Source organism: bacterium (genome assembly GCA_026129405.1).
Taxonomy (GTDB): Bacteria; Desulfobacterota; Binatia; order DP-6; family DP-6; genus JAHCID01.
The window spans coordinates 1-14,430 of record JAHCID010000002.1 but is presented as its reverse complement, the minus strand read 5'-3'; the positions used below and the strand labels follow the sequence as shown (position 1 = coordinate 14,430).

Below are 14,430 nucleotides of genomic sequence, written 5' to 3'. Positions count from 1 at the left end.
ACCGGCGGCCGCGTGCCTACGACGTAGGTCGGGGCGGCAGGGTGAAGCGCATGCCGTCCGCGCCGACGGTGATCTCGCCGGCGTAGACGTCGCCGGCGCCGCGCAGGAAGATGCGCTCCGTGAACCAGTTCGTCGGCGCCGGCACGAGGTGGCTCAGCACCAAATGCGGCACCTTGGCGTCGCGCGCGACCTCGGCCGCCTCCACCACCGAGGTGTGGTAGTCGAGGATGTCGTTGGCCATGTGCCCGAGGCGCTCGTTGCCCATGCGCCGGGCGATGCCGGCGCTGCGCTTCACGATGTCCGGCTGGAGCGCCTCGTGGATCAGGATGTCCGCGCCGGTCGCGTGCTTCACGACGCTGGCGCTCTTCTTGGTGTCGCCGGAGAGGACGACGCTGCGGCCCTTCCATTCGATGCGGTAGCCGAGGCCGTCGATCGGCGCGTGGTCGACGCGAAAGGCGATCACCTTGAGCCCGTTGCGCTCGAAGACGACGGTGCTGGCGTCCGCCTCGGGGCCGAGCACCAGCTCGTGCGCGACCGCGTTGGCGGCGCCGCGAGGCATGTACTGCTCGGTGTGGTGGGCGGTGCGCGCGTCCTCGTCCGCCGAGTAGGCCATGTCGAAGCCCTCGACGACCCTGGCGGTGCCGGGCGGGCCGTAGACGTCGAGCTGCTTCTTGCGGCCGCCGATCCAGCTCTGCGTCATGGCCTCGCCGAGATCCCCGATGTGGTCCGAGTGGAGGTGCGTCAGCAGCACGGTGCCGACGGCGCCGGTGGGCAGGTTGGCGAGGTCGACCTGCTCCCACGAGCCCGGGCCGGTGTCGACGAGAACGATCTCGCCGCCGGCGACGATCGCCGTACAGGCGGAGGCGCGATTCGGGTCGGGAAGCGGCGAGCCGGTCCCGCACAGGAGCACGGTCATGTCGGGGCTCTGGAGCAGCGCCGTGTCGGCGCGGCCGAGGTTCTTCTCGATCTGCCGGTCGATCATGCGCTCGCAGCCCGAGACGAACAGGACGAGCACTCCCAGCAACGCAACCGATCGCATGTCAAAACCCTCCTCTCGCGCGGCGGGCGAGGTCCCAGCCGATCGCGGTGACGGTGATCAGGATGAGCCCCGCGAAGCCGCGACGGAGCACGCGGGGCGAGGCGCTGCGGGTGGCGCGCGCGCCGAGCTGCGCGGCGAGCGTCGAGCCGACGAGCAGGACCATGGCGAGCTCGAGGTCGACGTGGCCGCGGCGCGCGTGGACGAGCGTGCCCATCGTCGCCGTGGCGCACAGGGCGAGGATGCCGGTGCCGGCGGCCTGGCGCAGCGGAAAGCCGAGCCCGTAGACGAGGACCGGCATCAGCGCGACGCCGCCGCCGATGCCGAGAAAGCCGCTCAGCACGCCGAGCCCCAGCCCGAGATAGGCGAGCAGCGGCGCCGACACGCGCCGCAGCGGCACGGCGGGCAGGTCGATCGCCGGCGGCAGCACGATGCGCGCGAGCGGACCGCGGCGGGCGTGCACCGTCTCCTCGAGATCGCCGCGCCCGCCGCGCCCGAACATCGCCGCCGCGACCAGCAGCACGACCGCGTAGCCGAGCATCGCGACGAGCCGCGCGAGCGGGATGTGGCCGCCGCCCAGCGCCACGCTCCCCGCGTCCTCGAGGCGCGCCAGCGCCATGGCGCCGACCTCGACGCCGAGGAGGCTCGGCAGGAGCAGCACGAGGTCGCAGCGCACCTCGCCCTGGCCCTGGCTGCGGTGACCGAGCAGCGCGGCGGCGGCGGTGCCGACCATCTGGCAGAGCCCAGTGCCGACGGCGATCTCGAGCGGCACGCCGAAGGCGATGGTGAGCAGCGGCGTCAGGAGGAAGCCGCCGCCGACGCCGAACATGCCGGCCACCCAGCCGACGCCGAGCCCGAGCGCCGCGACGCCGGGCAGCGAGACGGCATGGCCGGCGACGTCGAGCGTCCAGCCCACGTCAGATGGCGTAGTCGACGGGGCGCCCGTCGCGCCGGCCGCGGCGCCGATCGATGCGGTTGAACACCGCGGCCACGAGCACGCCCCACGCCGCCGGCACGACGATGCAGGCGCAGGCGTAGAGCCAGCCGCGGCTCACGCCGGCGCCTCGACGCGCAGCGGGGTCGCGCGGCCGGCCGGCAGATGGGCGCGCAGGTCGGCGATCAGCTCGTCGCGCAGCGTGCGGTAGCCCGGGTCGCTCCACAGGTTGCGCCACTGATGCGGGTCGGCGCGCACGTCGTATATCTCGCCTTCGCTGCCGTCGTAGCCGAGGTCCGGCAGCGGGATCGGGCCGCCGGCGATCATGCGCGCGAGGTCCCAGCCCTGGTCGCGCGTCGTCGGCTCGTAGACGGTGCAGACGAAGCCGTCGCGGTAGATCGTCCGCAGGTGCATGCCGATCTGGGCGAACTGGCTGTCCCACTCGGTGATGACGCGCTCGCGGCCGGAGCCGGGCGCGGTGGGCAGCGGCGCGCCCTCCATCCACGCCGGCACGGCGACGCCGGCGATGCGGCAGAACGTCGGCGCGAGGTCGAGCTGCCCGACGGGCTCCTCGATCACGGCCGGCGCGATGCCGGCCGACGGCGCCGGCTTCCACACGAACGGAATCCGCATCAGGGAGTCGACGTGGTACGGGCCCTTGTAGAGCAGCCCGTAGTCGCCCTGCAGCTCGCCGTGGTCGGTGGTGAAGAAGACGTCGGTGTCCGCGTCCCAGCCGCGCGCGGCGACGCGGGCGAGCACGCGGCCGCAGGCCTCGTCGATGAGCTCGTTCTCGACGTGCGTCAGCGCGTTGACCTCGCGGATCTGGTCGTCGGTGAGGTCCTTCGGCACGAGCGTCATCGGGCCGCCCTCGTAGTTGCGCCAGCGGCCCTCCCACCACGCGAGCCAGTGCCGAGGCTTCTGGGAGAGGATGTCGACGATCTTCTCCTTCGAGCCGGGATGCCCGGGCGGCAGATCGAGCTCGCGCCACGGCACGCGCTTCGCCTCCGACGCCGGCGGATCCCACGGGTGGTGCGGGTCCGGGAAGCTCATCCAGCAGAACCAGTCGGCGTCGGCCGGCAGCGCGTCGAGCCAGGCGATGGTGCGGTCGGCGATCCAGTCGGTGTGATACCACTCGCGCGGGATCGGGTTGTAGGCGACCTCGGGCGCGCCGGTCTCGCCGCCGCCCGCCGCCGACAGGAGCGGCGCGAAGCCGCTCGTCGCCTCGGGATGCTCCGTCTGCAGCCAGCGCGAGTAGTGCCAGCTGCCGAGCGGCACGTGCATCGCGAGCTCCAGGTGCTCGAAGCCGCGGTAGGGGCCCGACATGCCCTCGCGCCCGACGCGGTTCTCGAACCACTTCCCCTTCATGTCCATCGCCGGCTCGAAGTGCGCCTTGCCGATGAGCGACGTCCGGTAGCCGTTCTGGCGCAGCACCTCGGCGACGCTCGGCGCGTCCAGCGGCAGCGGGATGCCGTTGGCGGTGACGCCGTGCGTGCGCACGTACTGCCCGGTCAGCATGGTCGAGCGCGCCGGCATGCAGACGACGTTCTGGTTGTGCGCGCGGCGGAAGTTGATGCCGGTCGCGGCGAGGCGGTCGACGACCGGCGTGCGCGCGATCGTGCCGCCGTTGCAGCCGAGCGCGTCGTAGCGCTGCTGGTCGGTGGTGATGAAGAGGATCTTGCGGCCCATGGCGACGACCTCCGATCAGGATGCGAGGTGGAGCTTGAACGGCCGGCGCTCGACGCGATGGCGCGGCACGTGGGCGAAGAGCGCCTCGCAGCCGGTGCCGGCGAGGGCGCGGTCGACGCGGGCGCGGTCGGCGTCGCCGAGCGCCTCCCAGGCGCCGCGCACGCGCTGCACCATCCAGAGCGTGTACGGCAGCGTCACGCGGTCGACGGCCACCCCGCATACCGTGCCGCGGTGCATACCGACGACGCGCGGGATCTCACGGCCGATCTCGTAGCTGCCCTCGTCGATCGCCGCGTCGACCGCGCGCACGCAGTCGAGGATCATCGGCATGGCGTCGCGCCCGATCATGCCGAGGAGCGCGCGCATGCCGCCGGGCAACGCGTCGTCCGCGGCCAGCGGCCCGAAGCCCGCCGGATCGGGATGGTTGGTGCGCTCGATCCAGTGACAGGTGCGGGGGGCCGTCGTGCGCAGCAGCGTCCCCGACGCCGCGTCGAGGTAGAAGTGGGCATAGAAGGGCCCCATCATGGCGCAGTCGGCCAGGGTGGGTGCGGCGCCGAGGAGCCAGCGATGCTCGGCCAGGTGCTCCTCCAGCAGGGCGAGGAGCGCGTGCACGTGCGTCTCGATGGCGGGGATCGTCTCGGGCACGACGCCGGCCACGAGGCAGAACGCCTTCACCGCGTCCGCGAACCGGAGCGCGCCCGGATCGCCCATGATGGCGACGAAGTCGTGGCGCGCCTTGGCGGCGCTCTCCTCGTAGTTCCAACGCCAGTGGATGCCGGGGAGCAGGAGGAACTCGTCGGTGTAGAGCTCGACGAGGTGGGCGGCGATGCGCTGGAGCGGCGTCGGCGGCAGGAGCACCGGCTCGGGGTAGCGGCGCTCGAGCGCGTCGAGGATGTCGCTCGAGTCCTGGACGGTCTCGTCCTCGGGCGTGACCGCGACCGGGATCATGTCGAAGCCGACGCGCGGGCGGATCACCGTGCGATAGACCTCCGCGTCGGAGAGCACCTCGAGGTGCGGCACGCGCTTCATGCGGAAGGCCGGGCGCACCTTGCCGGTGAAGTAGGATATCTCCGCGCCGTAGTATCGCCAGAGCCCGTCGCTCGCCATGGAGCCGCCATACGACAAGTTGCATTCGACGTGCAACTTACGTGGCGACGGCGCGGACTTTGGTCGCGACGCAGTGTTGAAGCGATCGCCCCGGGACCATTGCCACGAGCCTCAGCGCGCCTAGGCAGGCGCGACGATTGTCGTCCGGCCACGAAAGGACCGCGTAGAATGTGGCGCACGCAAGACCCACACCTGCCCCGTCGTCGGGCGCATCTCATACGCAACGGCCTGCGCTGTGGCGTCGGAGGCATGCTCGGGAGCCGACCTTCACCGCCCTTAACACCGCGAAGCGGCCCTTTTAGCGCGGGTGGGGCACGAAGACCTGGCAGCGCTCATCCGCGCCCTCGATGCCGGCGCGCTCGACAGCGGGAAGGACGTCACATAGACGCCCTTCCGAGGTCACCGCTCGGGCGGACTTGAACATGGAGCGGGACATCCTCCAAAGGGGCTACGAGGTGAAAGCCAACGAGACGAAGCTCATACGGATCATCGAGGGCACGAACCAGTACCTGGTCCCGCACTTCCAGCGACCCTACACCTGGCAACGCAAGAACTGGGACACCCTCTGGGCCGATGTCGAAGCGCTGCTCGGAGGAGAAGCACCGTCAGAAACGCCCCGGGAGCATTTCATGGGCGCGATCGTGACGGCGCCCGCCCACTCCGTACCGGAAGGGGTTACCAAGTACCTACTGATCGATGGCCAACAGCGCTTAACGACGCTACTCACAATGCTTGCCGCAATTCGGGATCGTGCGCGCCTACTCGACGATCAAAAGCTCGCGAACCGGATTCACGAACTCTACTTAACGAACCGGTATCAAGACGGGCTTGACCAGTACAAGCTCCTCCCCACTCAGGGCAATGAGCCACAGCACAACGATCGCTCCGCCTTCATGCGAATAGTCGACGCCGAAGAGCAGGCCCATCCAGGAAGCGCGCTTCACACCGCCTACCAGCACTTCGCTCGGCTCCTCAAACCCACCACCGTCGAGCGCGTCAACGCACTGGCGAACGCAGTACTTGCTCACGTCCTGCTCGTCAGCATCGTCCTCGAACGCGACGACAATCCATACGCGATCTTCGAGAGCCTGAACGCCAAGGGCCAACCCCTTTCCCAAAGCGATCTCGTCAGGAACTTTTTCTTCATGAGCATTGATTCCTCCCGACACGATCATATCTACTCAACGAAATGGACGCCCATGGAGCGAGCGATCGGACGAGAGAACATGGAGACCTACATTCGCCACTTCCTGATCCGTCGAGGGACGGTCGTCAAGGAGGCAGATGTCTATTTCGCGCTGAAGACGGAGGTCGAAGATCGAGGCCGAGAACACGCCGAACCCATGCTCGACGAACTCGTCAAGTTCTCGCAGCACTATGTGAAGTTCATCGACGCGAGTCGCGAGCATTCGACCGATATTCGCGAGCGTCTCGTGAGACTCCAAAGGCTCAGGGCGACGGTCTGCTACCCCTTCTTACTCAATGTCTTCGAGGATCGTGCATCCGGGAAGATGACGGATCGAGAAGCCATCGACATCCTCGATGTAATCGAGAACTTTGTCGTACGTCGCTACGTCTGCGGCACTATTCGCGCAGAGCTCAATGAGGTGTTCACCGCGCTCTATCGAAACGCGTCGCGCTTTACGAGGCTCGGCGAGGGCGTTCGAGAAGTTCTCGGCTCACGGAACTATCCCCTCGATGAGGAGTTCTTCGAGAATCTCCAGACGCGCAAGCTTTATGCGGTGGGCGAGGCCCGAGATCGCGCGCGCCTCATTCTCGAACGCCTTGAGGAGTGCCGCGCAGGCAAAGAGCGGGTCGGAACCGACAACTTGACGATCGAACACATCATGCCTCAGACGCTCACGGACTGGTGGCGCGAACACCTCGGCCCGAGCGTCGACGAGACGTACGAACTCTATCTGCACACGATCGGGAACCTCACCCTCACTGCATACAACGCCGAACTATCAAACGCTGACTTCCCCAAAAAGGCCGAACTCCTGCGCGAGAGCCGACTAACCCTCAACTCCGAACTGCCCGAGCTCTCCCGTTGGACGCGAGAGGAGATCGAACTACGCGCAAAATCCCTCGCAGAGAGAGCGCTGGAAGTCTGGCCTAACTTCGCTCCGCACGCTTCCGCGAGACGCCACCGTGCAGTCCGAGGCACAACGCCGAAGCGGGTGGTTGTCCTAGGCGAAGCATTCGAGGTCAAGAGCTGGCAGGATGTCCTTCGAGTCACTTTGACACAGCTCATGCTGCTCGGCACGGAGGTAATCGATCAGCTGCTGGTCGAGTTCCCCAAAAATATTCGGCGTTCTGGTACCGGATTGACAGCCCCCAAGGCCTTGAGCAGCGAACTGTACTATGAGGGCCATCTGAATGCGGAGCAGATATATCGGCTCTGCTCACAGATCGTTCAGCAGGTCGGTCTTTCTTCGGGTGAATGGCACGTGGACAACGAATGAGACCTGGTTGATCAACACATCGATGAAGTTGACGGTCGATTCGGAACGCGCAGCGTCACGCGGACGGCGACGTCGATTGATTAGCGCAACACCAGCGCCGTGTCCGACGCCAGCACGCCCGCGAACGCCTCGCCTTCGCCGTGACCGTCGCTGGCGACCTCCACCGTGCCGGCGAGCGCGCACGCGGCCGGCGCGCTCGCGAAGTTCACCGCCACCACCCGCCGGTCGACGCTGGAGCGACGCTCCCACGCGAGCACGCCGCCCGGCGCGTCGAGGAGGCGCCAGGTGCCGCCGCGCAGCGCCGGCGACGCCCGCCGCGCCGCGAGCAGCCGCCGGTAGAGGTGCAGCATCGACGCCGGCTCGGCGCGCTGCGCGGCGACGTGCACCTCGCCCGCGTGCGGCGGCCACGGCAGCCACGGCTCCGCCGCCCAGCCGTGGAGCGGCGTCGCGTCCCACGGGATCGGCGCGCGGCAGCCGTCGCGCCGCCCCGGGTCGACGCGGCGCGCAGGCGGCACCTGTGCGTCCTCGAGCCCGAGCTCTTCGCCCGCGTAGAGGAACGGCGTGCCCGGCAACCCGAGGAGCAGGACCGCCGCGGCGCGCGCCCGCGCCTCGGAGCCGAAGCGGGTGCGGTGCCTCGGGGTGTCGTGGTTCGAGAGCACGAGCGACGGCCGGCCGCCGCCGGGGGCGAGGCGCGCCTGCACGGCCAGGAGCCGCTCCCGCCAGGCGGCGGCGCTCCACTCCACGTGCAGGCACCGCGGCAGGTCGAAGCCCAGGTGCAGGCGATCGCGGGCGACGTAGTCCTCGAGGCGCTCGTCGAGAAGGAGATAGACCTCGCCCACGAGGACGCGGTCGCCCGGGTACGCGTCGACGAACCGGCGCAGGTCGCGCAGGATCTCGCCGACCGAAGGGTGGTGGTTCAGCACCGCGTGCGGGATGCCGCGGCGGTCGGGCGGCTCGTCCGGCAGCGCCGGGTCCTTCGCCAGCGCGTGCACGACGTCGACGCGGAAGCCGTCGACGCCGCGGTCGAGCCAGAAACGCAGGACGTCGTGCATGGCGGCGACGACCTCCGGATTGCTCCAGTCGAGGTCGGGCTGCTCCGGCAGGAAGAGGTGCAGCCAGTACTGGCCGCTGTCGGGATCGAACGTCCAGGCGGGCCTGGTGACGTCGAACGCCGCGACCCAGTCGTTCGGCGGCCCGCCGCCGGGCGCGGGGTCGCGCCAGACGTACCAGTCCCGCTTCGGGCTGGTGCGGCCGCGGCGCGACTCGAGAAACCAGGGGTGACGGTCCGAGGTGTGGTTCGGCACCCAGTCGAGCAGCACCTTGAGCCCGCGGCCGTGGGCTTCGGCGACGAGGACCTCGAGCTCGGCGAGGGAGCCGAAGAGCGGATCGACGTCGCAGTAGTCGGCGACGTCGTAGCCGAAGTCGGCCATCGGCGAGCGGAAGACGGGCGAGAGCCAGACGGCGTCCACGCCCAGCCAGACCAGGTGATCGAGGCGGGCCCGGATGCCGGCGAGGTCCCCGACGCCGTCCCCGGACCGGTCGAGGAACGAGCGCGGGTAGATCTGGTAGACGACCGCCTCCTGCCACCAAGGCACCTGCGCCATGCGGATCCGTTACACCGGCGATGCACGAGGCGCGAGCCGCTTCCGCCGCATGCGGACGCGGGGTCGCCCGCGGGGCTCGTGCCAGCCGCCGCGTCTATGTATGGTCGGCGACCGCCCGACCGGTTCGTCCGGCGCGGCCTAGACAGGAGAGCCACCGAATGGAGCGCTACACCATGGAGCACACGCCGGCGGGGACGGTCCGCGTCCCGACGGTCCACCGCGGACCCCGGCTGCTCTCGCACGCGATGTTCAACAAGTCGACGGCCTTCTCGCTCGAGGAGCGCAAGGCGTTCGGCCTCGAAGGGCTCCTGCCGCCGGTCGTCAGCACGATGGCGCAGCAGGCGGTCCGCTCGTACCAGAGCATCGTCCGCAAGACCGAGCCGCTCGAGCGCTACATCGGCCTGGCCGCGCTCCAGGACCGCAACGAGCACCTCTTCTACCGCGTCCTCCTCGACCACCTCGAGGAGTTCCTGCCCATCGTCTACACGCCGGTCGTCGGCGAGGCGTGCCAGAAGTACAGCCACATCTTCCGCCACGCCCGCGGCATCTGGATCACGCCCGAGCATCGCGGCCGCATCGACGAGGTCCTCGGCGCGGCGCCCTTCGAGGACGTGCGGCTCATCGTCGTCACCGACAACGAGCGCATCCTCGGCCTCGGCGACCAGGGTGCCGGCGGCATGGGCATCCCGATCGGCAAGCTCGCGCTCTACACGACGGCCGCCGGCATCCATCCGGCGACCACGCTGCCCATCAGCCTCGACGTCGGCACCGACAACAAGGCGCTGCTTGAGGACGAGCTCTACATCGGCTACCGCCGCCCGCGCCTGCGCGGGCCGGAGTACGACGCGCTGGTCGACGAGTTCGTGCAGGCGGTGCAGAAGTGCTTCCCGCGCGCGCTCCTGCAGTGGGAGGACTTCAAGAAGGGCACCGCGTTCGCGCTGCTGGAGCGCTACCGCGAGACGCTGCCGTCGTTCAACGACGACATCCAGGGCACGGCGGCGGTCACGGTCGCCGCGCTGATCGCGGGCACGCGCGTCAGCGGCGTACCGCTGAAGGAGCAGCGCATCGTCATCCTCGGCGCGGGCGCGGCCGGCGTCGGCATCGGCCGTCTCATCCGCCGCACGCTGCAGAACGCCGGCGTCACCGGCGAGAAGCTGGCCAACGCCGTCTGCTGCCTCGACAGCAAGGGCCTCGTGGTCGACGACGGCTCCATCCGCGACATGTACAAGCGCGAGATGGCGTGGACGCCGGCGCAGGCCGAGGCCTTCGGGCTCGGCGCCGGCCAGCCGCGCGACCTCCTGTCGGTCGTGAAGGCGCTCAAGCCGAGCGTCCTCATCGGCACCTCCGGCGAGCCCGACACCTTCACCGAGGACATCGTGCGCGAGGCGGCGAAGCACGTGGAGCGCCCGCTCATCATGCCGCTCTCGAACCCGACCAGTCAGTCCGAGGCGAAGCCGGTCGACGTCATCCGCTGGACCGACGGCCGCGCCCTCGTCGCCACCGGCAGCCCGTTCGCGCCGGTCGAGCACGACGGCCGCACCCACGTCATCGGCCAGGGCAACAACGCGTTCGTGTTCCCCGGCATCGGCCTCGGCGCGATCGTGTCGCACGCGAAGGTGGTCACCGACGGCATGCTCGAGGCGGCGGCGAAGGCGCTGGCGGAAGAGGTGACGCCGGACGATCTCGCCACCGGCAGCCTCTACCCGCGCATCGGCACCCTGCGCCGGGTGACTGCCCGCGTCGCCGGCGCCGTCGTGGCGGCGGCCCTTGCGGACGACGTCGCCCAGCGCCAGCTGAAGCCGGGCGAGATCCCGCCGGCGGTGCGCTCCGCGATGTGGGACCCGAGCTACCCCGAGCTGGTCCCGGTATGAGCGACGACAACCCGCTTCTGCTGGGCGCCTCGCCGCCGCGGTTCGACCGCATCCGCGCCGAGCACGTGGTGCCCGCGATGCGCGCCCTGCTCGCGGATCTCGGCGGCGCCCTCGAGCGGCTCGAGGCGTCCGCCGCGCCCACCTGGGAGGGCGTGGTGGAGCCCCTCGAGGAGATCGGCGACCGGCTCGGCCTCGTCTGGGGCACGGTCGGTCACCTGATGGGCGTGCAGAACAGCGACGACCTGCGGCGCGCCCAGGAGACGATGCAGCCCGAGGTCGTCGTCTTCTCGCTGCGGCTCGCGCAGAGCCGGCCGATCCACCAGGCGCTGAAGGGGCTCCAGGCGCAGGCCGGCGCGCTCGACGCCACCCAGAAGCGCATCATAGACTCGCTCGTGCGCGACGCCGAGCTGGCCGGCGTCGGGCTCTCGGGCGAGGCGCAGGCGCAGTTCAACGCCATCCAGCAGGAGCTGGCGGAGCGCTGCACGAAGTTCGCGAACAACGTGCTCGACTCGACGAAGGCCTTCGCGCTGACGCTGCGCGATCCCGCCGAGGCCTCCGGCCTTCCCCCGAGCGCGCGCGAGCTGGCCGCGCAGGCGGCGCGCGCCGCGGGCGAGGCCGACGCCACCGCCGAGCGCGGCCCCTGGCGCATCACGCTGGACGTGCCGAGCTACGTGCCGTTCATGCAGCACGGCACGCGCCGCGATCTGCGCGAGCGGCTCTACCGCGCCTTCGTCACCCGCGCGGCGAGCGGCGCGCACGACAACACCGACCTCATCCGTCGCATCCTGCACCTGCGCCGCGCGCAGGCGAAGCTGCTCGGCTTCGGGAGCTACGCGGCGCTCAGCCTCGCGACCAAGATGGCGCCGAGCGTCGCCGCGGTGGAGCAGCTCCTCGAGGAGCTGCGCGCGGCGTCGTGGGAGCCGGCGCAGCGCGACCTCGCAGACCTGCGCGCGCTCGCGCGCGAGGCCGGCGCGCCCGAGGCCGCCGGGCTCATGAACTGGGACGTCGCCTTCTGGACCGAGCGCCTGCGCGAGCGGCGCTACGCCTACAGCGACGAGGTCCTGCGCCCGTACTTCCCGCTGCCGCGCGTCCTGGGCGGCCTGTTCGCGCTCGCCGAGCGACTCCTCGGCGTACGTATCGAGGCCGCGGACGGCGCGGTGCCCGTCTGGCATCCCGACGTGCGCTACTTCCGCGTGCGCGACGCCGGCGGCGCCGAGATCGCGTCGTTCTTCCTCGACCCCTACAGCCGCCCGTCGGAGAAGCGCGGCGGCGCGTGGATGGACGAGTGCGTCGGCCGGCGCCACGGCCGCCTGCCCATCGCCTACCTCATCTGCAACCAGGCGCCGCCCGTCGGCGACCGCCCGTCCTGCATGACCTTCGACGAGGTGACGACGCTCTTCCACGAGTTCGGCCACGGCCTCCAGCACATGCTGACGCGGGTCGAGAGCGGGCTCGCGTCGGGCATCCGCAACATCGAGTGGGACGCCGTCGAGCTGCCGAGCCAGTTCATGGAGAACTGGTGCTACCATGAGGAGACGCTGCTCGGGCTGTCCGGTCACGTCGACACGGGCGCGAAGCTGCCGCAGGAGCTGTTCGACAAGATCGTCGCCGCACGCACGTTCCGCGCCGGCTCCGACACGCTCCGCCAGCTCTACTTCGCCATGACCGACCTCGCGCTGCACACGACCTACGACCCCGACGGCCCCGCCTCGCCGTTCGAGCTCCAGCAGCGCGTCGCCGAGCGCACGACCGTCCTGCCGCCGCTGCCCGAGGACCGCTTCCTGTGCGGCTTCACCCACGTCTTCGCGGGCGGCTACGCCGCCGGCTACTACAGCTACAAGTGGGCCGAGGTGCTGTCCGCCGACGCCTTCTCGGCCTTCGAGGACGCGGGGCTCGACGATGCGGTCGCCGTGGCCGAGGTCGGCCGGCGCTGGCGCGAGACGGTGCTGGCGCTCGGCGGCAGCAAGCCGCCGATGGAAGTCTTCGTCGCCTTCCGCGGGCGTCCGCCGACGACGGCGGCGCTGCTGCGCCACAGCGGGCTGCGCCCGACCGCCTGAGCGAGCCGAGCGCGGCCGGGAAGCCGCAGGGCGCCGGTTTCCCGCCGAGCGGGCGATCCACCGCGGCGAGCGGCGTCGAACCGTCTTGCGGTCGGGTCGGCGGCACCCGTAGACCCGGCGGATGCCCGGCACCCTGCCCCACACCCCCACTACCGCCGTGGTCGTCACCGGCGGCGCTTCCGGCATCGGCCGTGCCTGCGCGCTCGCCCTGGCCGACGCCGGCCGCCCCGTCGCCGTCTGGGACCTGAACGGCGACGGCGTCGCCGAGACCGCCGCGCTGGTGCGCGAGCGCGGCGTCGCGGTCCACACGCTCGCGATCGACCTCGCCGCCGCCGCCCCGGACGCGCTCGACGCCGCCGTCGCCGCCGCCCGCGCGCAGCTCGGCCCGGTCGGCGGCCTCGTCCACGCCGCCGGCGTGAGCGGCCCGATGCCGATCGACTTCATGACCGCCGAGAGCTGGGACGGCGTGCTCGACGTCAACCTGCGCGCCGAGGCGCTCCTCGTGCGCGCGATGGTGAACGTCCTGCGCGAGGCGTCGCCGGGCGCGGCGATCGTCGGCATCGCCTCGGTGGAGGCGATCATCGGCAACGGGATGATCCCCGCCTACTGCGCCTCGAAGGCCGGCCTCCTCGGCCTCACCCGCTCGCTCGCACATCGGCTCGGCTTGGAAGGCATCCGCGTGAACGCCGTGTGCCCCGGAGCAGTCGACACGCCGATGTTGGCGCCGGTGCTCGCGATCCCCGAGGCGAAGGACCAGCTTACGAAGCGCATCCCGCTCCGCCGCATCGCCGAGCCGGCGGACGTCGCGCGCGTGGTGCGCTTCCTGCTCTCGGACGACGCGGCCTACGTGCACGGCGCCGCGATCGTCGTCGACGGCGGCATGACCGCGGTCCTCTGACCCACCGGCGAGCGCAACGCCTGGCGACGGCGTCGCGGGCGGCCGCGCAACCGCCCGGGCAGCCGGACCCGACGGGTCTCGGCTGCCCGGCCGTAGGTCAATCGCGGATTGGGAAGACGCCCAGCACGCAGATGAGCCAGTTCGTCCCACCCGGCCCGAGCTGCCACAGGTTGGGCAATGCGAAGGTGGTGGCGCCGTCACCGCCGTAGAGCGTGCCGATCACGGCGAACAACGCCTGGTAGTTGTCGATCAGGAGGGTCTGGCCATGCGCGAAGAGGGTGCCCGTCGGCGGGTAGTCCCCGGCGAACGGAATGAGCTCACCGACGGAGCACCCGACGCCGAACTGCCCGCTCGTGCTGGTCCCCGTCGATGGGGCCACGAGGCTCAGGGAGTCGAAGCGCGCCTGCGGCAGATAGAGCGCGTCGCTCTCTGCCTTGGTGTAGAGGTTGCTCGTGTCGACCGCCCCGGTGGCGCCGGTGGGTCCGGTCGGCCCGATCTCGCCGCCCGCGCCGGTGGCGCCCGTCGGTCCGGTCTCTCCGGTCACGCCGGTCGGGCCCGTCGGCCCGGCGTCCCCGGCCGGCCCCGTCGCACCCGTGGGCCCGAGGTCGCCCGTCGGCCCGGTCGGACCCGTGGACCCGGGGTCGCCGGACGTTCCGGTCGCGCCCGTGGGCCCGGTGTCTCCCGTCGCGCCGGTCGGCCCCGTCGGGCCGGTCTCGCCCACCACACCCGTAGCGCCCGTCGGCCCGGCGTCTCCGGTCGCCCCCGTCGGGCC

At 70.9% G+C, this 14,430-nt stretch carries 11 protein-coding genes; 4 read left to right on the top strand and 7 right to left on the bottom strand.

Features of this window, described 5'->3' with window-relative positions; genetic code table 11:
- Positions 1 to 16 precede the first annotated feature (16 nt).
- Genes KIT14_08440 through KIT14_08420 form a run of 5 tightly spaced genes read right to left on the bottom strand, consistent with a single transcriptional unit; the run spans position 17 to position 4,763 of the window.
- Entirely contained in the window at positions 17 to 1,039 is a 1,023-nt protein-coding gene (locus KIT14_08440) for an MBL fold metallo-hydrolase (protein MCW5890566.1), read from the bottom strand.
- Position 1,040: 1 nt separating this feature from the next.
- Positions 1,041 to 1,952, bottom strand: coding sequence for a sulfite exporter TauE/SafE family protein (locus KIT14_08435; GenBank protein ID MCW5890565.1), 912 nt, complete (start codon positions 1,950 to 1,952; stop codon positions 1,041 to 1,043).
- 1 nt (position 1,953) lies between these two features.
- Positions 1,954 to 2,091 (bottom strand): hypothetical protein, encoded by a 138-nt coding sequence (locus KIT14_08430; protein MCW5890564.1) that lies wholly within the window; start codon positions 2,089 to 2,091, stop codon positions 1,954 to 1,956.
- Positions 2,088 to 3,656 carry a sulfatase-like hydrolase/transferase gene (locus KIT14_08425; GenBank protein ID MCW5890563.1) on the bottom strand — a complete coding sequence of 523 codons (1,569 nt, stop codon included), beginning with the start codon at positions 3,654 to 3,656 and terminating at the stop codon, positions 2,088 to 2,090. The genes KIT14_08430 and KIT14_08425 overlap by 4 nt, the downstream gene beginning before the upstream one ends.
- A 15-nt stretch (positions 3,657 to 3,671) precedes the next feature.
- Positions 3,672 to 4,763 carry a glutathione S-transferase C-terminal domain-containing protein gene (locus tag KIT14_08420; protein ID MCW5890562.1) on the bottom strand — a complete coding sequence of 364 codons (1,092 nt, stop codon included), beginning with the start codon at positions 4,761 to 4,763 and terminating at the stop codon, positions 3,672 to 3,674.
- 422 nt (positions 4,764 to 5,185) lie between these two features.
- Here KIT14_08420 and KIT14_08415 point away from each other — a divergent pair, with 422 nt between their 5' ends.
- Positions 5,186 to 7,228, top strand: coding sequence for a DUF262 domain-containing protein (locus tag KIT14_08415; GenBank protein ID MCW5890561.1), 2,043 nt, complete (start codon positions 5,186 to 5,188; stop codon positions 7,226 to 7,228).
- Between the two features lie 80 nt (positions 7,229 to 7,308).
- On the opposite strand, the gene KIT14_08410 is transcribed toward KIT14_08415, so the two are convergent.
- Positions 7,309 to 8,832, bottom strand: coding sequence for a DUF3459 domain-containing protein (locus tag KIT14_08410; protein ID MCW5890560.1), 1,524 nt, complete (start codon positions 8,830 to 8,832; stop codon positions 7,309 to 7,311).
- Between the two features lie 173 nt (positions 8,833 to 9,005).
- Here KIT14_08410 and KIT14_08405 point away from each other — a divergent pair, with 173 nt between their 5' ends.
- The 3 genes from KIT14_08405 (at position 9,006) to KIT14_08395 (ending at position 13,658) form a co-directional block, all read left to right on the top strand.
- Positions 9,006 to 10,703 (top strand): NAD-dependent malic enzyme, encoded by a 1,698-nt coding sequence (locus tag KIT14_08405; protein MCW5890559.1) that lies wholly within the window; start codon positions 9,006 to 9,008, stop codon positions 10,701 to 10,703.
- Positions 10,700 to 12,760 carry a M3 family metallopeptidase gene (locus KIT14_08400; GenBank protein MCW5890558.1) on the top strand — a complete coding sequence of 687 codons (2,061 nt, stop codon included), beginning with the start codon at positions 10,700 to 10,702 and terminating at the stop codon, positions 12,758 to 12,760. The genes KIT14_08405 and KIT14_08400 overlap by 4 nt, the downstream gene beginning before the upstream one ends.
- Before the next feature lie 121 nt (positions 12,761 to 12,881).
- Complete coding sequence (locus KIT14_08395; protein MCW5890557.1) at positions 12,882 to 13,658, top strand: SDR family oxidoreductase; 777 nt, start codon at positions 12,882 to 12,884, stop codon at positions 13,656 to 13,658.
- A gap of 97 nt (positions 13,659 to 13,755) precedes the next feature.
- Here KIT14_08395 and KIT14_08390 read toward each other — a convergent pair.
- Positions 13,756 to 14,430, bottom strand: a 675-nt coding sequence (locus tag KIT14_08390; GenBank protein MCW5890556.1) for a tail fiber protein, incomplete at its 5' end; no start/stop codon positions are given.

Coding starts and splice junctions, on each gene's coding strand:
- KIT14_08425 (MCW5890563.1), bottom strand. CDS start 3,656: ATGGGCCGCAAGATCCTCTTCATCACCACCGACCAGCAGCGCTACGAC.
- KIT14_08415 (MCW5890561.1), top strand. CDS start 5,186: ATGGAGCGGGACATCCTCCAAAGGGGCTACGAGGTGAAAGCCAACGAG.
- KIT14_08395 (MCW5890557.1), top strand. CDS start 12,882: ATGCCCGGCACCCTGCCCCACACCCCCACTACCGCCGTGGTCGTCACC.
- KIT14_08440 (MCW5890566.1), bottom strand. CDS start 1,039: ATGCGATCGGTTGCGTTGCTGGGAGTGCTCGTCCTGTTCGTCTCGGGC.
- KIT14_08400 (MCW5890558.1), top strand. CDS start 10,700: ATGAGCGACGACAACCCGCTTCTGCTGGGCGCCTCGCCGCCGCGGTTC.
- KIT14_08420 (MCW5890562.1), bottom strand. CDS start 4,763: ATGGCGAGCGACGGGCTCTGGCGATACTACGGCGCGGAGATATCCTAC.
- KIT14_08410 (MCW5890560.1), bottom strand. CDS start 8,832: ATGGCGCAGGTGCCTTGGTGGCAGGAGGCGGTCGTCTACCAGATCTAC.
- KIT14_08405 (MCW5890559.1), top strand. CDS start 9,006: ATGGAGCACACGCCGGCGGGGACGGTCCGCGTCCCGACGGTCCACCGC.